This is a genomic window from Pseudomonas sp. Pmew2 (genome assembly GCF_058129885.1).
Genome location: NZ_CM176702.1, coordinates 1,327,608 through 1,346,980, shown reverse-complemented (window position 1 = coordinate 1,346,980; position 19,373 = coordinate 1,327,608). Strand labels below are relative to the sequence as shown.

17 protein-coding genes and 1 pseudogene are annotated in these 19,373 nt (G+C 58.1%); 6 read left to right on the top strand and 12 right to left on the bottom strand.

Annotated elements, in window-relative coordinates:
• The first annotated feature begins 42 nt into the window (after positions 1-42).
• Positions 43-1,621 (top strand): annotated as a pseudogene (locus tag AC4ANK_RS06185) (hybrid sensor histidine kinase/response regulator).
• 47 nt (positions 1,622-1,668) lie between these two features.
• Here the strand turns inward: AC4ANK_RS06185 and AC4ANK_RS06180 are convergent.
• Together AC4ANK_RS06180 and AC4ANK_RS06175 are read right to left on the bottom strand one after the other, a co-directional pair.
• The gene (locus tag AC4ANK_RS06180; protein WP_460383393.1) at positions 1,669-2,166 is read right to left on the bottom strand and encodes a hypothetical protein; all 498 of its coding nucleotides are present in this window, start codon (positions 2,164-2,166) and stop codon (positions 1,669-1,671) included.
• A gap of 249 nt (positions 2,167-2,415) precedes the next feature.
• The gene (locus AC4ANK_RS06175) at positions 2,416-3,684 is read right to left on the bottom strand and encodes an OmpP1/FadL family transporter (protein ID WP_005734217.1); all 1,269 of its coding nucleotides are present in this window, start codon (positions 3,682-3,684) and stop codon (positions 2,416-2,418) included.
• 345 nt (positions 3,685-4,029) lie between these two features.
• On the opposite strand from AC4ANK_RS06175, the gene AC4ANK_RS06170 reads away from it, so the two are divergent.
• Entirely contained in the window at positions 4,030-4,530 is a 501-nt protein-coding gene (locus AC4ANK_RS06170; protein ID WP_002555174.1) for a GAF domain-containing protein, read from the top strand.
• A 13-nt stretch (positions 4,531-4,543) separates the two neighbouring features.
• Here the strand turns inward: AC4ANK_RS06170 and AC4ANK_RS06165 are convergent, their stop codons facing one another.
• Positions 4,544-4,999 carry a GNAT family N-acetyltransferase gene (locus tag AC4ANK_RS06165; protein WP_002555175.1) on the bottom strand — a complete coding sequence of 152 codons (456 nt, stop codon included), beginning with the start codon at positions 4,997-4,999 and terminating at the stop codon, positions 4,544-4,546.
• 298 nt (positions 5,000-5,297) lie between these two features.
• Between AC4ANK_RS06165 and AC4ANK_RS06160 the strand changes: the two genes are divergently transcribed.
• From AC4ANK_RS06160 to AC4ANK_RS06150, 3 genes are all read left to right on the top strand, one after another.
• A complete protein-coding gene (locus AC4ANK_RS06160) occupies positions 5,298-7,121 on the top strand; it encodes a sensor domain-containing phosphodiesterase (RefSeq protein WP_002555176.1) in 1,824 nt (607 codons plus the stop codon).
• Positions 7,122-7,212: 91 nt separating this feature from the next.
• On the top strand, positions 7,213-7,998 hold the full coding sequence (locus AC4ANK_RS06155; RefSeq protein WP_002555177.1) for a sulfite exporter TauE/SafE family protein: 786 nt from the start codon (positions 7,213-7,215) through the stop codon (positions 7,996-7,998).
• Between the two features lie 220 nt (positions 7,999-8,218).
• Entirely contained in the window at positions 8,219-8,419 is a 201-nt protein-coding gene (locus tag AC4ANK_RS06150; protein ID WP_002555178.1) for a hypothetical protein, read from the top strand.
• 251 nt (positions 8,420-8,670) lie between these two features.
• On the opposite strand, the gene AC4ANK_RS06145 is transcribed toward AC4ANK_RS06150, so the two are convergent.
• The 9 genes from AC4ANK_RS06145 to AC4ANK_RS06105 form a co-directional block, all read right to left on the bottom strand.
• On the bottom strand, positions 8,671-8,865 hold the full coding sequence (locus tag AC4ANK_RS06145) for a hypothetical protein (RefSeq protein ID WP_044322962.1): 195 nt from the start codon (positions 8,863-8,865) through the stop codon (positions 8,671-8,673).
• A 189-nt stretch (positions 8,866-9,054) separates the two neighbouring features.
• Entirely contained in the window at positions 9,055-9,294 is a 240-nt protein-coding gene (locus AC4ANK_RS06140) for a PLD nuclease N-terminal domain-containing protein (RefSeq protein WP_002555179.1), read from the bottom strand.
• Between the two features lie 244 nt (positions 9,295-9,538).
• The gene (gene garD, locus AC4ANK_RS06135) at positions 9,539-11,092 is read right to left on the bottom strand and encodes a galactarate dehydratase (RefSeq protein WP_460383398.1); all 1,554 of its coding nucleotides are present in this window, start codon (positions 11,090-11,092) and stop codon (positions 9,539-9,541) included.
• 10 nt (positions 11,093-11,102) lie between these two features.
• On the bottom strand, positions 11,103-12,488 hold the full coding sequence (locus AC4ANK_RS06130; protein WP_002555181.1) for an MFS transporter: 1,386 nt from the start codon (positions 12,486-12,488) through the stop codon (positions 11,103-11,105).
• 163 nt (positions 12,489-12,651) lie between these two features.
• Positions 12,652-13,563 (bottom strand): 5-dehydro-4-deoxyglucarate dehydratase, encoded by a 912-nt coding sequence (gene kdgD / locus AC4ANK_RS06125; protein ID WP_004656752.1) that lies wholly within the window; start codon positions 13,561-13,563, stop codon positions 12,652-12,654.
• A 326-nt stretch (positions 13,564-13,889) separates the two neighbouring features.
• Complete coding sequence (locus AC4ANK_RS06120) at positions 13,890-14,639, bottom strand: FadR/GntR family transcriptional regulator (RefSeq protein WP_002555183.1); 750 nt, start codon at positions 14,637-14,639, stop codon at positions 13,890-13,892.
• A gap of 98 nt (positions 14,640-14,737) precedes the next feature.
• On the bottom strand, positions 14,738-16,471 hold the full coding sequence (locus AC4ANK_RS06115) for an ABC transporter ATP-binding protein/permease (RefSeq protein WP_002555184.1): 1,734 nt from the start codon (positions 16,469-16,471) through the stop codon (positions 14,738-14,740).
• An 89-nt stretch (positions 16,472-16,560) separates the two neighbouring features.
• Positions 16,561-17,124 (bottom strand): response regulator transcription factor, encoded by a 564-nt coding sequence (locus AC4ANK_RS06110; protein WP_002555185.1) that lies wholly within the window; start codon positions 17,122-17,124, stop codon positions 16,561-16,563.
• Complete coding sequence (locus tag AC4ANK_RS06105) at positions 17,121-18,380, bottom strand: ATP-binding protein (RefSeq protein ID WP_002555186.1); 1,260 nt, start codon at positions 18,378-18,380, stop codon at positions 17,121-17,123. Before AC4ANK_RS06105 ends, AC4ANK_RS06110 begins: the two co-directional genes overlap by 4 nt.
• Before the next feature lie 192 nt (positions 18,381-18,572).
• Here AC4ANK_RS06105 and AC4ANK_RS06100 point away from each other — a divergent pair, with 192 nt between their 5' ends.
• Positions 18,573-19,286 carry an SIMPL domain-containing protein gene (locus AC4ANK_RS06100; protein ID WP_002555187.1) on the top strand — a complete coding sequence of 238 codons (714 nt, stop codon included), beginning with the start codon at positions 18,573-18,575 and terminating at the stop codon, positions 19,284-19,286.
• Positions 19,287-19,373 lie beyond the last annotated feature (87 nt).

Genomic DNA, 19,373 nt, shown 5'->3' with positions numbered 1-19,373 from the left:
GTAGCCGTCATGTCATTACTGCCCCCACGAATAGATCTGGAAATGACTCAGGCGCTGCTGCGCATGGCGGTCATTGCCTTACGCACTGATCGCGTATGGGATGGGTGAAATGTCAGAGAACAAGCTATTTGTGATCCTGGCTTATTGCATGGGCTTCGGCGTCGTCACGGTGGGGCTGATCATACGCATTGCCCAGCGCCCGGGTGCCTCCGGCAGACGACGTCTGTTTGCCCTGGTGACCGATAATCTGGCGGGAATCGTAACGATCTCGGTTGGCGGCGAGGCCATGTTGCCGGTGTACTCGGTAATGCTGAGCATGACGGTCGGCTACGGCATGCGCTATGGGCGCAACTACCTGCTGCTGGCAACCGGCTTTTCCATGATTTCGTTGATGATCATCATCGTGCTCACGCCGTTTCTGCGTGAACACCATGCTGTGGCCGTCATGATGATCCTGACCATGCTGGTCCTGCCGCTGTTTGTCTATTTTCTGCTTGGCCGACTGCACATGGCCCTTGAAGAAACCCAGGCGGCCAATCAGGCCAAGTCAAGGTTTCTGGCACAGGCCAGCCACGACCTGCGCCAGCCGATCCACTCCATCAGCCTGTTTACCGCCTGCCTGCGCGATGCGCCTTTGGGCGATAACGAACAACGTCTGGTAAATAACATCGACCGGGCATTGAGTGCGGTAGAACAACTGTTTCGTTCGTTGCTGGACATCTACACCCTCAACCAGGGCGAAGTCGCACCGCGCCCCGAATCAGTCGACCTGGATGCACTGCTCAACGGGCTGGCCGCGCAGAACAGCGAGGCTGCTACCTGGGCTGGCGTGGATATTCGCGTACACAGCGGCAACCATCACGTCTGGACCGACCCGGCATTGCTGCGCACGCTGTTGCAGAACCTTGTCTCCAATGCTTTCAAATACGCGCCGGGCAAACCGATTCTGATTGGCTGTCGCCGGCAAAAAAGCACAGTCAGCATTGGTGTTTATGATCGGGGTCGCGGCATACCCGCAGAGCACTTGCCGCACTTGTGCAACGAGTTCTATCGCGTCCGCGAGAAGCGTGACCGCGACATTGAAGGTGTTGGCCTGGGGCTGAGTATCGTCAGCCGTATCGCCAGGCTCATGAATCTGCGGGTCAATATCAGTTCAGTGCCCGAGCGCGGCACTGCGGTAACCGTCAGCGGCCTGAAAGCCGTGGCCGCCAGCCAGCCGGTGAACAACATCGAAATCAACTGGAATACCCGCCTGCTTTCCGGTCTGCGCGTCATGCTGATCGAAGACAATCGCAACGTGCTTGAAGCCACCGCCATGTTGCTACGCAGATGGGGCTGCGAGGTACAGACCTTCAGCAGCATCCCCGAGATCAGTGTCGACTGTGATCTGGTAGTCACTGACTTCGATCTGGATCGTACGGCCTCGGGCGCCGACTGCATTGCCTACCTGAGCGGGCTGCAGGGAAGACGCATACCCGCCATCGTGATTACCGGCCATGAGCTTTAGCACGTCCGGCAGACGCTGAACGATCCGGATATCCCCGTTCTTTCAAAACCGGTGAGGCCGGTCGAACTGCGCTCGCTGCTGCTGAGTTTCAAGGCCGGTTCGGCGGTGTACTGACAGTCGTTGGAATGTGTTGCTTGCAGACGTTGGGCAGCGAGCTGTGGTCAATCAGTTGTGAAGCGCTCAACCACATTGCCCTTGAACTTGATGAAGATACGCGTAATCGACGCTTTTCTTCCGGTAGCTTGCGTGCCGCTCAGTGTGCTTGCGTCGCCCATTATTTCCTGTGCATCGCCCATACGCGATTGCCCTTGAAGCAAGGTGGATGCTGCGTCTCCAGAACCATATCGGTTAGAGTACTTGACCGCCATCTTGGTCAATGAGTTAAGACCTGATTCGTTACGGTCGTAGTACCACTCAGAGCTGTTATCGGACACATTGTCCTGCGCCGAATAAGGCGCACCAAACGCCTGGCGAATCTGTTCCTTGGTCGACTTGCGGGCAATGATGTTGGCTTTTATATGGTCAGGCGCATATTTGTAATAACCGGTCAGGGTATCGAGCGGGTTGCCGCCACCGGTCGAACAGGCCGTCATGGTTGCTGTGACCAGCGTAATCGCCGCCAACCCCCTTATGTTTGCCAAATGGCGAGAAATACCCATGCGCGCTCCCTCTGAAAACAAAGTCTGTTGTGAGTGATCCGTTTACACCACTGCAAGACCTGTTACGGTCGCGCACGCGCGGCCGGCGACGTTATAAAAACGTCGTCTGCCATCGACAAGTCAGGGTGTTATTCAGCGCGTTAGCTTAAGTGGCCGACCCAGGGCCAGCCATAGTACGGATGTACTAGTAACAGTACGGATGTACTAGTAACAGTACGGATGTACTGCCTCTGCAGATTTACAACTTTCTCAGAAACGGTAAGTCGCCCCCACGCCCAAAAAGCTGGCGCGGTTCTGATAGCGCGCGCTGTAACTGGCCAGCGCATTGGCACGGCTGACATCAACGCTTTCTTCTTTAAGATAGGCGTAGGCAACATCAAGGGTCAGTTCTTTGCTGACGTCATAACCCGCCCCCACACTGAAGATCGTACGGTCGCCGGTCGGTGTGCGTGGCGAGCGATTGGTATTGCTGGTCGGTGACTGATCCAGACGGATGCCGGTACGCAACGACCAGTGTGAATCCAGTCGATACGATGTGCCGAGCGCATAGGCCCAGGTATCGTGCCAGTCCAGCCCGCCAGCGATAGCGCCAGACAAGGACGCAGCAAGTATCCCTCCACGCGCAGGGCTGATGTTCTCGGTGCTGAAACTCAGGTCCTTCATGCGGCTCCAGCGCGTCCAGGTCGTCCCCGCATAAAGTGTCCAGGCATCGGTGAGCTTCTGGGTGACTGACAGCTCGTAGGATTCAGGAGTATCGACCTGTAGCGAGCAGTCATAGCGATTGCTGCTCAGCAACTGGGCTGGCGTACCGGCACCTGTGGCAACCTCGGTGTGGCAATCCAGGTCGTAGCGCACTTTGGAGTGGTAGGTCAAACCAGCCTGCGTGGTATCAGTCAGGCTGGCCAGAACGCCGATATTGAAGCCCAGCGCGACATCCTTGCCCTTCACCTTCACATTACTGTCGGCGATGGCCGGGTTAAGCGTCAGGTCCGACTCCAGCGAGCCGGAAAACTGATTGATGGTCGGCCCGAAGCCCACCGATACCCTGTCATTGAAGGCATAACTCAATGTCGGTTGCAGGGTCAGAACTTTTGCATCGCTCTTGCTGGCAAAGGCGCGCCCTTGAAAACCGCGTTCGTAATCCGTCGCCAGGCCGAACGGCACGTACGCGCCAAGGCCGATGGCCCAGTGTTCATTCAGCCTGCGAGTATAAAAACCGAACGGGATGGCCTTGAATGGCACCATGTCGCCATCGTTGCTGCCGCTCGAACGTCCACTCGCGTGGCTGATATCCGTCGATGCATCGATAAAGGTAGCGCCACCGGTGACCTGCTGGCCGGCCAGACGCGCCATGCCTGCAGGGTTGCCGTATACCGTGCCGGCATCTTCGGCGGCAGAGGCCCGGCCCGCAAACGCTGTGCCCATGCCGCTTATACCTTGCTCGTTAAGCGCAAAGCCACCTGCATACAAGTGCGTGGAAATCATGGCAACCGTGAAGCCCAGGGTCGTCTTGTGCATGGTGTTCAATGCTCGCAGTAAAGGGGGTCCGGTCAACCCGTTTGAAGGGGAAACTGCCTGCATACACCTGCAAAGTGTTTTCAGGCATTCCATGCGCTGGCAAACCTGCGATTTTATCAACGCAAAAATAGGATCCCTATAGTACACATGTACTAGTACACACCTCCTGGATAAGTCCTTAACGTTGACAAGGGCATTAAACTCGTTAAATAGTTGGAGGCGAGGAACACAATATTTTATGTAAGCCACGATCAGGTATGGCACGATCACTTCCTGCACAAGATCGGCAGCGCCAGGCGTACTGCCAAGGCTGCATCAGTGCTTTTATGACCAGGGTGACGCATTTTGAACAACAAATTGACTTCAGCAGAGCTGGCAGTCATCAGTGAGATCGAGGCCACTTCCAGCCTGTTAAGGCTGGTGACCCGGCTGACCGGCCTGAGATTCGCGGCAATTGCCAAAGTAACCGAAACCAGCTGGACGGCATGTGCCGTGTACGACGAGATCAAGTTCGGACTGGAGGCCGGTCACGAGCTCAAACTGGAAACCACGCTGTGCAATGAGTTACGCCAGCACAAGCGTCCTATCGTAATCAACGAAGTTGCCACGGATGCGGTCTACGCAGAGCACCCCATCCCGAAACTCTACGGTTTTCAGAGCTATTTCTCGTTGCCGATCATTTTCCCCAACGGAGACTTTTTCGGCACGCTGTGCGGTCTGGACAACCTGCCGACGCCACTCGACGACGCCGATACGCTAGATACCCTGAAAGTCTTCTGCACGTTGATCGCCAGCACGCTGTACGCGCACTACCAACTGCAGGAAATGCAGGAAGTCACTGCTTAAGGCATGGAATGCCTCAGGTGCGCAATTGCCGTTCCATGATCAATGTGCGCTCCTCCCCTTCCTGATGCTCTCGCACCAACCTGAAACCCAGCGCCTTGTAAAACTCCTGCGCAGTCAAGGATGACGGCACAATCAGCAGCCCTATATCAATCTCCAGGGCGACACGTTCCAGCTTTGCCATCAACAAACGCCCGACGCCCCGACGATGCCAGTCAGGGTCGACAAACACCGAGCGCACAACCTGACCCTCCAGGCTGGCAGTTCCGACAACCACCTCCCCCGCCACCGCCACAAACATCCGACGTTGCTGCATGAGCCGCTCAATGGCAGACGGGCTGAAACTCAATTGCACGCGCTCGATCACCCTGACCGGGTAATCCCTGGCATTGCTGGTGCGCAAGGCAGCCAGCACCACTCGACTGATGGCGTCAGCGTCTGCTCTCCGTGCGGGTCGAACCTTGATGTCCATTTTTCGTACCTGGGCAGATAAACCGCACATGAAGAGCACAGTGAAAGCCGGCTTCGTTGATACCGAGCCATGACCGTTTTGCTGATGTGCAACCAAACGACGAATGGCATTTTTTGTAACACTCTGCATACAAACGAGCAGGCCCTTTATCTTATGGGGCTGCGCGACCGATAACGCTTAAAAAGTAGCCGTCTGCGGCCGATTAACCTGTACTTCGCCTGTAATTGAATTTTTTTCATCTGTTAAAGTCGGCTCCGTGATGTCATATAGTCATCACCGAACACCCATCGAGAATTTTATGAACGCCAGTGCCCCCATTCCGCTGAATGAAACGCAACGTCTGTTGCGCATCAGGGAGCTGTGCGTACTTGAAAACACCTCTGACGACGTGTTCGATGAAATCGTGGCGATGACCGCCGATTTCTTCCAGACGCCGATTGCGTTGATCTCGATTGTCGATGAACACCGTCAGTGGTTTCGCGCCAGAGTGGGTTTGAATGCCCAGGAAACGCCACGCAACGTCTCCTTCTGTGCTTACACGATCCTTTCCGACTCGCTGTTTGAAATTCCGGATGCGACCCTCGACGACCGGTTCATGAACAATAGCCTGGTGACCGGCCACCCCGATATTCGCTACTACGCGGGTGCCCCGCTGATTACCGATGACGGCATCGCTCTGGGCAGCCTGTGCGTGATCGACACCAAGCCGCGTGAACCGATGAGCGAGCATCAGACGCAGATGCTCAAGCGTTTCGCCTCATTGGTCATGAAACGCATAGTCGGCTTGCGTCTCAGTTGCTTCATTGACCAGCCGACCGGCTTGTATAACCGCTCACGTCTGCAGGAAGACATCCATCAGGCACTGGCATCGAGCGTTGATTATCAGTTGGTCGTGGTGGACATGATCACCTCCGCGTTCCTGAACGACATTGTCAAGGCTCTGGGCTACAGCTTCTCTCAGGACCTGGTGACAGAAATCAAGAGCCGCCTGGAGCATCTGCTGCCGCCAACCTGTTCGCTGTACAAGGTCAGCCCTACCCGCTTCGGCTTTCTGCTGCCCGGAGAAAGAGCGCCTGATCATCTGTTTCGTACCATTCTCGAAGACTTCGAGACACCGGTAGAATGCCGGGGCATCCCGGTGCAGATGCAGGTGGGTCTGGGGGTTGTCACCCTGAACCGCGACCCGACCGAAGAGCAGGACTGGATGCGCATGGTCATCAGCGCTGCCGATGATGCCCGCGACCGGAATCTGGGCTGGGCGATGTATGAGCCGCACTTCGATGCCGCCCAGCAACGTGCTTTCAAACTGCTCAGTTCGTTGACCAGCGCAGTCCACTCGCATGATCAACTGCGCCTGGTCTACCAGCCGCGCATCGACCTCGCCTCTGGCTTGTGCACCTCGGTAGAAGCCTTGCTGCGCTGGAACCACCCGACGCTCGGTCCCATCGGACCTGCCGAATTCGTGCCGCTGGCCGAGAAAACCGCACTCATGCGTCCGCTGAGTCTGTGGGTGCTGACAAGCGCAATCGAGCAGGCCGCGCGCTGGCAGCAACAAGGCTTCGATTTCCGTATTGCGATCAACGTCACCCCGGAAGACCTTACCGGTCCGGCTTTCACTGACCGGATGATTCGCCTGCTGGGTCAGCACAAGATCGACCCCACACGCTTTGAGCTGGAGTTCACCGAGGGCGCGTTGATGCACAACCCGGCCGAAGTGCGTCACCAACTGGAACGCATGCGTCAGATGGGCATGGATGTGGCGATCGATGACTTTGGTACGGGCTACAGCAACTGGAACTACCTGCGGCAATTGCCCGCGACCACCGTCAAGCTCGATCAGTCGCTGATTCGCAATCTGGCTTCCGACAAGACCGATCAGCGTCTGGTCAAGGCACTGATCGGTCTTGCCAAGAAGCTGGGTTATTGCGTGGTGGCCGAAGGCATCGAAACAGACGACATTCGCCGTCTGGTCAAGCAATGGGGTTGTGACGAGGGTCAGGGCTATCTGATTTCCAAGCCTATGGAAGCCGAAGCCGTACTGAACTGGCTAGGCCCTGACCGCCGCCTGCAAACGGTCACTGAAGCCGCCGAAGCCGCCGTCATCCGCGACAAACGGTTATAACCTTAGAACACTTCTTCATAACCGTTTGCAACACAAGCCGTTATGCTGCCCGCCACTTTTTGCCTGATGCGTTTGCTTGAATGGGTTGGTTATGGAAGCGGGTGGTCTGGGGTTTGTAGTTGCAGGGTTGGTAGTCGGTTTTATCGTTGGCATGACCGGGGTCGGCGGCGGCTCGCTGATGACGCCCATTCTGTTGTGGTTCGGCATCAACCCGGCCACAGCGGTCGGCACGGACCTTCTGTATGCGGCGATTACCAAATCCGGCGGGGTTCTGGTACATCGCAAGAATGACAACATCGACTGGAAAGTCACCGGTCTGCTGACCCTGGGCAGCGTCCCTGCCGTGCTCCTGACGCTGTGGTTCCTGAGCACGCTGCACACCGCACCTGAGGCCCTGAACGCGATCATCAAGCAGGCGCTGGGCTTTGTGCTGCTGCTCACTGCCCTGGCCGTTCTGCTCAAGAAAAAGCTGCTGGCCTTCGCTCATGGTCGCGGGGACGGGCATTCGTTTTTCAGCGGTACGAGCCTGACTGTATTAACGGTCATCACCGGTTTGATCCTCGGCACCATGGTCGCACTGACCTCCATTGGTGCGGGCGCGCTGGGTACCGTGGCGTTGTTCATCCTCTATCCATTGCTGCCGACCCGGCGTCTGGTGGGTACGGAAATCGCCCACGCCGTCCCTCTCACGCTGGTTGCAGGTCTGGGCCACGCGAGCATGGGCAACATGAACTGGGAATTGCTGGGCTGGCTGCTGATGGGCTCATTGCCGGGCATTTACCTGGGCAGCCACATGGCGGGCCGCGTTTCCGACGACCTGCTGCGGCCTTTCCTGGCCATCATGCTGGGCATGATCGGCTTCAAGCTGGTGTTCTGATCGGCGCCTATCCATCAGCCTGTCACATTTCTGAGTCAGGCTTGCCCACGAACACAGTCTCGAAAGCCGCAGAGCCGGTTTGCCTGCAGGCCGTGCGCACTCATCGGGAATTGTAATTTTTTGTAGCGAGACACCGATTTTCGGCGCAGGATTTCGTGCGTCAGCTTCAGCGCCGATGACCCGGCACAGACTTACCCTCACTTGAAAGGAGATGCCAACAATGCTCATCCGAATTGAAGAAGGTGTATATGGCGACGCTTGGGTTGTAATACTGGACGACTATCCGGTCAAATGCCGGAGCTGGCAGGAAGCCAGAGAATTTGCCGACCGCATGAAATCCAGAATCGACGCGCCTCATTCGCTGCCGCACATGACACGCCGCGCAGCCGCCGAAATAAGCGTTCAGGCGGCCGCCCGCTAGACCGACTCCATCCCCGCGAATCACTCGACACAGCGTTGCCACGCAACCGGCGACGCTGTTTCACCCCGTCACGACGCCGCTTGAATTATCGAACTACTTCTCGTTTCCATGACATCCGTTTCACATCCTCTTCACGTCCGCCTGCGTAAATTGACCCTACTCCTTTGATGAATCCCATTTGGCCCACCCCGTTGTGGGCCATTTTTTTGCCTGTAGAAAAGTACCAGCACTCCTCCATGGATCAGGCCGGGTTATTCGCTTCGCACTGTTTGCGACGAAGAAGCAGTCAGTACCGGACTGCTCAGGACACCAGCACTCAGCTCCGCCAAGCGATCATTGCCTGTACCGTTGGCCATGTTGTTGCTCCAATTCGCTGTCGTCGTTGCCACCCAGCCCAGCACAAACAATGCAACCGCCTGCAACGCCCACCTGGTAATGATCGACATGTGCTCTCTCCTTGTTCGGGTCTGGATGGCGAGCATGTAAACACCCCACCATGACAGAAGAATTGCAGAGATTTTTATTTTTGCCAGCCACAAGCCCGTCTTTGTGAAAAGAATGTTTGCGAAACGGGAATGAGCGGTCTGCAAGAGAAATACCCACACCCGCAGGTGGGGTATTTCCGAAAGGCGGGGTCAGTACTTGGTGCTTTGCTGCTCAGGCCTGGCAGGCGTGTCCACATGGCGCGGACCAGCGACCAGCAGGGCCAATACGCCAGCAATCGGCACGGCAACAACAACGATGATCCACATCAGCTTGTTGCTGGATTGTGTCTTGCTCTTGCGAATACGCATGACTGCCCAAATGTCCGAAATCACGATCAGAGCAGTCAGCGCTGCAAACAGCCACAAATGATTTTCCGATATCCAACCCATTTGAAATCTCCTGCACCATCAACGAAGGCAGCCAGACCGGCTGCCCTACTGTAGAAGAGGCCGGAAAGCGGCCTAAAGTTCAGAGAATCTTTCGGATTGTGCCCGGGTGCTCAGCTCAGAGGCAAGAGCGTCCAGAACGGCACACACAAGCAGAGCATGAGCACGATAGGCGTATTCCTCTGCACATCGTTCCTCACGCTCCAGCGTGGGAATGCCGTTCGTGACGCTCCGCGTCACACTCCCGTCAGGTAATCGGTGCCGGGTTGAACAGCGTGATGTCGTTGTGCAGCCGGTAGTGCTCGGTCCAGGTCTTTTTCTTGCCGCTGGCCACCTCCAGATAGAAGTGGAAAAGCTCCCAGCCCAGGTCCTCGATGCTTGCGCGTCCAGTCGCAATGCGTCCGGCGTCTATGTCGATCAGGTCAGGCCAGCGCTGAGCCAGTTCGGTGCGGGTCGAGACCTTCACCACCGGTGCCATCGCCAAACCATACGGCGTACCGCGTCCGGTAGTGAACACATGCAGGTTCATGCCGGCCGCCAATTGCAACGTACCGCAGACGAAGTCACTGGCAGGCGTAGCGCAGAAGATCAGCCCCTTGCCGTTGACCCGCTCACCAGGGCCGAGCACGCCATTGATGGCGCTGCTGCCTGATTTGACGATAGACCCTAGAGACTTCTCGACAATGTTCGACAACCCGCCTTTCTTGTTGCCCGGCGTAGTGTTGGCGCTGCGATCTGCCTCGCCTTTGGCCAGGTAACGGTCGTACCAGTCCATTTCCCGCACCAGAGCCTGCGCGACCTCCTGATCCTGCGCGCGGGATGTCAGCAAATAGATGGCGTCGCGCACTTCGGTTACTTCGGAAAACATCACCGTCGCACCAGCACGCAGCAACAGATCCGAGGCGTAGCCCAGCGCAGGGTTGGCGGTGATGCCGGAAAACGCATCACTGCCGCCGCACTGCATGCCAAGGATCAACTCCGAGGCAGGTACTGTTTCACGACGACGCAGGTTCAGCTTCTGTAGACGCGTCTCGGCCAGCTCCATGATCTGTTCGATCATTTCGTTGAAGCCGTGACTGGAGTCCTGAAGCCGATACAGCCAGGGCTCGCTGAGGTCCACCGAGCTGTCGCCCTCATGCATGACCTGCCCGGCCTGCAACTTCTCGCAGCCCAGGCTGATCACCAGCGCCTCGCCACCCAGGTTCGGGTTGCGTGCCAGATTGCGCACAGTACGAATCGGAATATAGGCATCGGTGGCAGTGATTGCCACGCCGCAGCCGTAGCTGTGAGTCAGGGCCACGACGTCATCGACGTTCGGGTATCTGGGCAACAGCTCGTCGCGGATGCGCTTGACCGCGTGGTCGAGCACACCGGTCACGCACTGCACGGTGGTGGTGATACCCAGAATGTTGCGGGTACCCACGGTGCCGTCAGCGTTGCGATAGCCTTCGAAGGTATAACCCTCCAGCGGGGCCTGTTTCTCGGGCACCGCGTCGGACATCGGCAGGCTGTCGAGCGCAGGTGCCGAGGGCATGCGCAGTTGGTCTTCCCTGACCCAGCTGCCACGCGGTATCGGTTGCAGCGCATAGCCAATGGTGTGGCCGTAACGAATCACGGCCTCGCCCACGGCGAGGTCAACAGTACTGACCTTGTGGCTCTGCGGGACGTTATCGACAGTCACCAGGCCGTTGTCGAATTCGGTTCCGGCCGGCACGCCCTTGTCGTTGACCACGGCCACGACGTTATCCAGCGGATGCAGCCGGATATAGCGCGGCGAATCGGCATGTTGAATCAGGTTCATCACGGTTTCCTCAGGATTTCGCTTCGGAAAGGTCGCTGACCGAGTCGTTCAGCAATGGCCCCTTGGCAGGCGGCTCTTTCAATTCCACACGCTTGATTTCACCCACGATGAAAATGTAACTGATTACCGCCAGCAGCGCGTTGGCGCCCACGAACACCAGTGCCCATTTGAACGAGCCGGTGCTGCTGATGATGTAACCAATCACGATCGGAGTGGTGATCGATGCAATGTTACCGAAGGTGTTGAACAGACCACCGCTCAAACCGGCAATCTGCTTGGGTGAAACATCGGACATAACAGCCCAGCCCAGTGCACCGACGCCTTTGCCGAAGAATGCCAGGGCCATGAAGCCTACCACCACCCATTCGATATCAACGTAGTTGCAGGTCACGATCGAGGTGGACAGCAGCAGGCCACCGATGATCGGCGCCTTGCGGGCGAAGGTCAGCGAGTGGCCCTTGCGCAGCAGGTAGTCGGAAATGATGCCGCCCAATACCCCGCCGATGAAGCCGCAGATAGCCGGCAACGAGGCAATGATGCCCGCCTTGAGGATGGTCATGCCGCGCTCCTGAACCAGGTACACCGGGAACCAGGTCAGGAAGAAGTAGGTGATGCCGTTGATGCAGTATTGGCTGAGGTAGATACCCAGCATCATGCGGTTGGTCAGCAACTGGCGAATGTAATCCCACTTGGGGCCGCTGCTGGCTGTTTTTTGCGCGCCTTTACCCTTGTCCTGATCCAGATCGACCAGCGCGCCATTGCTGGAAATGTGCTCCAGTTCGGCCTCGTTGATCATCGGGTGGTTGCGCGGGCCGTAGATGACCTTCATCCAGATCATCGAGAACAGGATACCGACTGCGCCCATGACCACGAATACGTGCTGCCAGCCGTAGGTGTAGACGATCCAGCCCATCAGCGGAGCGAACAGAACGGTGGCGAAGTATTGCGCCGAGTTGAAGATCGCCGAGGCCGTGCCGCGCTCGGCGGTCGGGAACCAGGCGGCGACGATGCGGGCGTTGCCCGGGAAGGAAGGCGCTTCAGCCAACCCGACCAGAAAGCGCAGCATGAACAGCGCGACGATGGCGGTGGAAATACCGAACTCACCCACATAGCCTTGCAGCAGGGTGAATAGCGACCAGGTGAAAATGCTCATGGCGTAGACTTTCTTCGACCCGAAACGGTCGAGCAGCCAGCCACCGGGGATCTGACCGGCCACGTAGGCCCAGCCAAATGCAGAAAAGATATAGCCCAGAGTGACCGGAGTAATGCCAAGGTCTTTCTGGATGCTGGAACCAGCGATAGCGATGGTGGCACGGTCGGCGTAGTTGATCGTGGTGACCAGAAACAGCATCAACAGAATCAAATAGCGGACGTGCGTCGGCTTGGACTTTTGCATGGTAGAGCTCCCACTGATTATTTTTTTACGCGGGTAAAGCTGTTTTTGGGTGTTGCATTACAGGCCCCTTGGCAGTGTCGCGGCGACGACAGCTACCACCTGTAAGGGTCATGCATTCCAACGACAAAACCGCTGATCGCTCAGCGGTTTTGTCCTGGGGGTGTTACTGCTTGCCTTGTTTGTCCATCAGCGCGGCGAGCATGTCGCACTCGTCCGGAGTCAGGTCAGTCAATGGCGCACGCACCGGGCCTGCGTCGTAGCCGGCGATTTTTGCGCCCGCCTTGACGATACTCACGGCGTAACCGGCCTTGCGATTGCGGATTTCCAGATACGGCAGGAAGAAATCGTCGATGTACTTGCCGACCGCCTCGTGATCGTCACGGGCAATGGCGTGGTAGAAGTCCATCGCCAGCTTCGGCACGAAGTTGAAGACCGCAGACGAGTAGACCGGCACGCCCAGCGCCTTGTAGGCAGCGGCATAGACTTCAGCGGTCGGCAGGCCGCCCAGGTACGAGAAGCGGTCGCCGAGACGGCGGCGGATCGAAACCATCAGCTCGATATCACCCAGACCGTCCTTGTAACCGATCAGGTTCGGGCAACGCTCGGCCAGTTGCTCCAGCAGGGTTGGGGTCAGGCGGCAGACGTTACGGTTGTAGACCACCACACCGATCTTCACCGCCTTGCACACCGCTTCAACGTGGGCGGCAACGCCGTCCTGACTGGCTTCGGTCAGGTAATGCGGCAGCAGCAGCAGACCTTTGGCGCCCAGACGCTCGGCTTCCTGAGCGTACTCGATGGCCTGACGGGTCGGACCGCCTACACCGGCCAGAATTGGCACGCTGGTGGCGCAGGTGTCGACGGCAGTCTTGATGATTTCGGAATATTCGCTGGCAGCCAGGGAGAAAAACTCACCTGTGCCGCCCGCAGCGAACAGAGCGCTGGCGCCGTACGGAGCCAGCCACTCGAGGCGTTTGATGTAGCCCGCGCGATGGAAGTCGCCCTGAGCGTTGAAATCGGTAACCGGGAAAGACAGCAGACCGGATGAGAGGATGGACTTCAGTTCTTGTGGATTCATTATTCGAACACCCTGGAGGACATAATTGTTAGAGGATCACCGGGTCAGCGCCGATGTCGTAAGTCATCGTACAACTGATAATAAAATCACTCAACAGGGATTTTCGGGTTTTTTCAGAGGGAGAGCACCGGGGCCGTTTTTGGCTCACGCGATGCCGCGTAGATTTGTGACGCAGAGCGTCACGGCAGGCCTTCCCACGCTGGAGCGTGAGGAACGATAAGCCTGACTATTGTGCGAGAGCGTGCGGATAACCTCAATCCACCTAACCTATCGTGCGACGCTCTGCGTCGCATGCCGTTCTGGACGCTCTGCGTCCTCTTTAATCGTCAGGCCCGCTGCGACTCGGCTTCTTCGTGGGCGTGGCGCAGGCGTTCGCGGCTGTTGGTCAGATGCAGGCGCATGGCGGCGCGAGCCGCATCGGAGTCCTGACGGGCGATGGCGTCGAAAATTTCTTCGTGCTCGCGGCTCAGGCGGTCCATGTAGTGCTGCTGATCATCATGGGCCAGACGCGCAGAGTTCAACCGTGTGCGCGGGATGATGCTGGTGCCCAAGTGGGTCATGATGTCCGTGAAATAGCGATTGCCGGTCGATAGCGCAATCTGCAGGTGGAACTGGAAGTCAGACGCCACCGCATCCGTGGCGTGTGCGGCACTTTCATTGAGCGCGTCCAGCGCCGAACGCATCGCCGCCAACTGCTCGTCACTGCGCCGCTGGGCTGCCAGCCCGGCCGACTCGACTTCCAGGCTGATACGCAATTCGAGAATAGCCAGCACATCACGCAGAGTGACAATGGTGGCCGGATCGATACGGAACCCACTGGGGCTTGGCGTATCGAGAACGAAGGTGCCGATGCCGTGGCGGGTCTCGACCAGACCGGACGCTTGCAGGCGCGAAATCGCCTCGCGTACCACGGTGCGGCTAACGCCCTGCTCTTCCATGATTGCGGATTCGGTAGGCAGTTTGTCGCCACGCTTGAGCTGACCGCTGCGAATTCGCTCGGACAGCTCAGTCACCAACTCCTGCGCGAGGCTGCGGTGTTTTCTACGGGCGCGGGGCGGAGCGCTTTGATTTTCCATCCAACATCGATCTCTGGACTGCTAAACATGGGCTAATCATAGCTCAGCGGTTGTATGATCACACCCTCAAAAGCGCCACCCGCCCAACAGCACTAACCTCAAACCGCTGCTGGTGTCGGTTGCTCGAGCAGTTTTGCGCCCTCGATACGCACATGCCGACCATGAAAGCGTTTGAGGCTGCTGCGATGTCCGATACTGACCAGCGTCAAACCGGGCAGGCCATCAATGATTGCGCGGTGCATGGCAGCCTCGTCATCCTCATCCATGGCCGAGGTGGCCTCATCCATATACAGCCAGCTTGGCGCGACCAGCAAGGCGCGAGCAAACGCCACTCGCTGCTGCTCGCCGGGCGACAGAAAGCGTTGCCAGTGATTGCTTTCATCCAGTCGCGGTATCAGGCGCTCCAGACGACACTGGTTCAGCACCTCTGCAAAGCGTTCTGCCGGGTAGCGTTGCGCAGGTTGTGGATAACTCATTGCCTCACGCAAGGTGCCGATGGGCAGATAAGGCCGTTGCGGCAGGAACAGCGCCGTCCCTGTGGGCAAGCAAATCTGGCCCGAACCGTGCGGCCATAGACCACCGAAAGCCTTCAGCAACGAGCTTTTGCCACTGCCCGAGCGACCACTGAGCATCACTCGCTCTCCCGGACCGATATGCAGATTGGCATCGCTCAACAGTTGACGCCCCCCTGCGAGGCTCAATTCCAGGCCACGCAGGTCCAGTGTGTCGTTAGCGTGAACCCTTTCAATGGCCGGTTGCTGCGCTTCATGATCAGTCATGGCCTGAAGGAAGCTCAGCAGGCGGTCACAGGTGGCGCGCCATGAGGCCAGCGTGCTGTAGGCGCTGATGAACCAACTGAAGTTCTCCTGCACATTACCGAATGCCGAATTGATCTGCATCAGATCACCCAACTCGATCTTGCCCGAAAAATACCGCGGCGCAGCCACGATGAAAGGAAAGATCAGGGCAATCTGCGAATAACCCGATGTGAAGAACGTCAGTCGCTTCTGGACTTTCATGGATGCCCGGAAGTTATTCCAGATCATCATGAAGCGCCCGCTGAGGCGCTGGTTTTCATTACGCTCGCCCTCGGACAAGGCAATACTTTCGGCGTTTTCCCGTACACGCACCAGAGCAAAACGCAGGTCCGCCTCAAAGCGCTCCTGTTGGTTGTTCAATGGGATCAGCCGCTTGCCGATCCAGTGCGTTAACAGGCTGCCGATAAGCGCGTAAAGCAGGGCCGCCCAGAACATATAGCCGGGTATGGTGACCCCGAACAGTTCGATGCTGCCCGACACGCCCCAGAGAATGACCGAGAACGAGACAAGACTGACGACCGCACTCATCAAGCCAAGCCCCAGACTGAGGGTGCTGGTGGTGAACTCGTTGAGGTCTTCGGACAGACGCTGGTCGGGGTTGTCGGTATACCCGCCCTGCTCCAGGTGGTAGTAGTTCTTGTCTGCCAGCCAGCGGGCGAAGTGCTGTTCAGTCAGCCAGCGACGCCAGCGGATAGTCAGCAACTGGGTCAGGTACAGACGATAAACCGCTGCCAGAATGGCGATCGCGGCGATACCGCTGAAGTACAGGATCAGGTGGGTGAAGGCAGCCAGGTCCTTATTCTCCAGCGCGTTGTAAAAATCCCGATACCAGCTGTTGAAGAAGACCGACACTTGTACGCTGAACAGCGACAGCGCAATCACCGAAACCAGCAACAGCCAGGCGGTGACCTTTTCCTCACTGCGCCAATACGGCGTTATCAGCTTCCAGACGCGGTGTAGAAACGCCCCTTTCACAGTGTCGTTGACGGCAGAATATTCAGCATTGCGATTCATGTAGGTCAGGCTCGCTCTCTTTGAAAGTACGATGCCTGATCACAATGAAGCAAAAAAACGCCTATACGACCACTATGAAAAAACCTTCATTAACGCCGCACAGGGCGCTTCTGCAACTTGCGTTGCAAGGTCCGGCGATGCATGCCCAGCGCCCGGGCTGTGGCGGAAATATTGCCCTCGTGCTCGGTCAGCACGCGCTGGATGTGCTCCCACTGCAAGCGATCCACCGACATCGGATTCTCGGGGACCAGCGTGTCGAGGTTGGCGTGTTCGGACAGCAGAGCCGCCAGCACATCATCGGCATCAGCCGGTTTGCACAGGTAATTGCACGCGCCGCGCTTGATGGCTTCGACCGCCGTGGCAATGCTCGAATAACCGGTGAGGATCACCACACGCATGTCCGGGTCCATTTCCAGCAGCTTGGGCAGCAGCACCAGACCTGAATCGCCATCCATTTTCAGGTCCAGCGCGGCGTATTCAGGAATGTCCTGCTGCGCCAGCGCCAGGCCTTCCTCGGCTGAACCTGCGGTGCTCACGCGAAAACCACGACGGCTCATGGCCCTCGCCATTACACGGGTGAACGTCGCGTCGTCATCGACCAGCAACAGGTGCGGCAGCTCTTCGCCTTCAACCTGGATGTCTTCGTCACTCATGCTTCTTCTCCTCGCGTATCTCGGGGCAGGCGCAGCTCGGTGAGCGTACCGCCTTCTTCATGACTGTAGAGCTTTACCGAGCCACCCGCACGGGTGACGCTGGCCTTGCTCAGAAACAGACCCAGGCCGAAACCTTTGCCCTTGGTAGTAAAGAACGGCTTGCCGATCTGTTCGGCAATTGCCAGCGGCACACCTGCGCCGTGGTCGCGAATACTGATACAGACTTCTGTGCTGTCCCAGTTCAGGTTGACTTCAAGGCCATCGGGGCAGGCGTCGGCCGCGTTGTTGAGCAGGTTGAGCAGCGCCTGGGTAAGGTCCGGTGGCGGGGCCAGCATCGGCACCTCGCCCTTGCCCAACTGGTAAAAGCGGTAGCTCACTTCCGGGCGCATCAAATGCCAACGGTTGAGGGATTCGTCCAGCCAGCGGGTGGCAGGCTGCTGTTCAACGGCCATGCGCCGGTTGGCTTCGGCGGCACGCACCAGTTGCTGAAGGGTCTGTTTGCACTGCTTGACCTGCTCCTGCAACACCGACAGGTCGTCCTGCAAAGCAGGGTCACCGTGGTCCTGGCGCATTTCCTTGAGCAGCACGCTCATGGTCGCCAGTGGAGTGCCCAGTTCATGGGCCGCGCCTGCGGCCTGAGTCGCGACGGCAAGCAGCTGTTGATCGCGCAAGCCCTCCTCCCGGCGCTCGGCGCGCAACTGCTCCTGGCGACGCAGCTCTTCGGCCATCTTTGCCGCGAAAAAGGTGATGACGGAAGCCGCCAGCGCAAAACTCAGCCACATGCCGTAGACCTGCATGTTTTCCCGGGCAATGGAATCGGTTTCCAGCGGGTAGGAACGCACCATCAGCAAGGTGTACATGCTCAGCGCAAAGCCGGACAGAATCAGCGAGTAACGCCACGGCAGCGTGGCGGCGGCAATGGTCAGCGGCACCAGATAATAAGACACGAACGGGTTGGCCGAGCCGCCCGAGTAATACAGCAGCGCGCTGTGAATCAGCAGGTCCAGCGCCAGTTGCAGCGCATATTCAAGCTCGGTGAGCGGCAGCGAGGTGCGCAGACGAATGACGGTCAGCCCGCAGAGCACCAGCGAACAGCCCAGGGTGATCGACAGTTGCAGCCACGGCAGTGGCAGAAAGTCGAACAGCCAGGCCATACCTACCGAGCCGGCTTGCGCGGCCAGCACCAGAATACGGATGAATGTCAGGCGCCACAGGTTTTGACGTGTGGCCGAAAGCATTTGAACGGGGGCGAGCATGAGCTCTCCTGATGAGTGCTCCAGGCGGATCGCAGCGAGTATAACCAAGCGAGAGGCAAAACTGGAAAAGTGCGTCAACGCACCGCACACCAGAGCAGTCCGGCATCGCAGGAACCGGGCCAAAGCGCTACAGTCAGAACACTTTGCGCCGAGCGACACGTGTCGCAGGCCGTTTGATAACAAGGAGCTCTCATGTTCAATCTTCGCCCTGCTGCCACGCTCGTCGCGCTGGCCGCCGCCCTGTCCAGCCTGCCGGCCCTGGCTGAAGAAGCCCGGTACAACCAGATTTCCTTGCGCGCCGAGGTCAATCAGGAAGTCCAGCGCGACCTGATGCTGGTTACCCTTTATACCGAAGCACAGGACAGCGACCCGGCCAAACTGGCAGCTCAGATCACTGAAACCCTGAACAAGGCTCTGGGCCAGGCGCGGCAGGTCAAGGATGTGAAGATCCGTCAGGGCAGCCGCAACAGCTATCCGGTTTACGACGACAAAGGGCAGAAGATCACCGGCTGGCGTGAACGCGCCGAGCTGCGTCTGGAAAGTGCGGACTTTGCGATACTTTCGAAGCTGACCGGCGAGCTGCTGACGGATCTGAAAATGGGCGGCATGGACTTCTCGATCTCGCCATCGACCCGCAAGGCCAGCGAAGACGCCCTGCTCAAGGACGCCGTGACTGCGTTCAAGGCCCGAGCGCAACTGGTCACAGAAGCCTTGGGCGGCACGGGTTACAAGCTGGTTAACCTGAACCTGAACACCTCGGGCTACCCGCAGCCGTATCTGCGCGCACCGGTGATGATGATGGCAAAATCCTCGCGGGAAGACTCAGCGCCAACACCCGATGTCGAAGCGGGCACCAGCCAGGTCAGCGTTGCAGCCGATGGCGTGATTGAAGTCGCGATTCCCTGAGAAACGGTCATCATTTATTCCGAGCCCGGAAACCGGAGCTCAATCAGCACAACTATCGCTCCCATGCTCTGCGTGGGAATGCAGTTA

Bases quoted from the DNA above. Each gene is read 5' to 3' on its own strand.
- AC4ANK_RS06180 (WP_460383393.1), bottom strand. From the start codon at position 2,166: ATGGGTATTTCTCGCCATTTGGCAAACATAAGGGGGTTGGCGGCGATT.
- AC4ANK_RS06175 (WP_005734217.1), bottom strand. From the start codon at position 3,684: ATGCACAAGACGACCCTGGGCTTCACGGTTGCCATGATTTCCACGCAC.
- AC4ANK_RS06165 (WP_002555175.1), bottom strand. From the start codon at position 4,999: ATGGACATCAAGGTTCGACCCGCACGGAGAGCAGACGCTGACGCCATC.
- AC4ANK_RS06160 (WP_002555176.1), top strand. From the start codon at position 5,298: ATGAACGCCAGTGCCCCCATTCCGCTGAATGAAACGCAACGTCTGTTG.
- AC4ANK_RS06155 (WP_002555177.1), top strand. From the start codon at position 7,213: ATGGAAGCGGGTGGTCTGGGGTTTGTAGTTGCAGGGTTGGTAGTCGGT.
- AC4ANK_RS06150 (WP_002555178.1), top strand. From the start codon at position 8,219: ATGCTCATCCGAATTGAAGAAGGTGTATATGGCGACGCTTGGGTTGTA.
- AC4ANK_RS06145 (WP_044322962.1), bottom strand. From the start codon at position 8,865: ATGTCGATCATTACCAGGTGGGCGTTGCAGGCGGTTGCATTGTTTGTG.
- AC4ANK_RS06140 (WP_002555179.1), bottom strand. From the start codon at position 9,294: ATGGGTTGGATATCGGAAAATCATTTGTGGCTGTTTGCAGCGCTGACT.
- garD (WP_460383398.1), bottom strand. From the start codon at position 11,092: ATGAACCTGATTCAACATGCCGATTCGCCGCGCTATATCCGGCTGCAT.
- AC4ANK_RS06130 (WP_002555181.1), bottom strand. From the start codon at position 12,488: ATGCAAAAGTCCAAGCCGACGCACGTCCGCTATTTGATTCTGTTGATG.
- kdgD (WP_004656752.1), bottom strand. From the start codon at position 13,563: ATGAATCCACAAGAACTGAAGTCCATCCTCTCATCCGGTCTGCTGTCT.
- AC4ANK_RS06120 (WP_002555183.1), bottom strand. From the start codon at position 14,639: ATGGAAAATCAAAGCGCTCCGCCCCGCGCCCGTAGAAAACACCGCAGC.
- AC4ANK_RS06115 (WP_002555184.1), bottom strand. From the start codon at position 16,471: ATGAATCGCAATGCTGAATATTCTGCCGTCAACGACACTGTGAAAGGG.
- AC4ANK_RS06110 (WP_002555185.1), bottom strand. From the start codon at position 17,124: ATGAGTGACGAAGACATCCAGGTTGAAGGCGAAGAGCTGCCGCACCTG.
- AC4ANK_RS06105 (WP_002555186.1), bottom strand. From the start codon at position 18,380: ATGCTCGCCCCCGTTCAAATGCTTTCGGCCACACGTCAAAACCTGTGG.
- AC4ANK_RS06100 (WP_002555187.1), top strand. From the start codon at position 18,573: ATGTTCAATCTTCGCCCTGCTGCCACGCTCGTCGCGCTGGCCGCCGCC.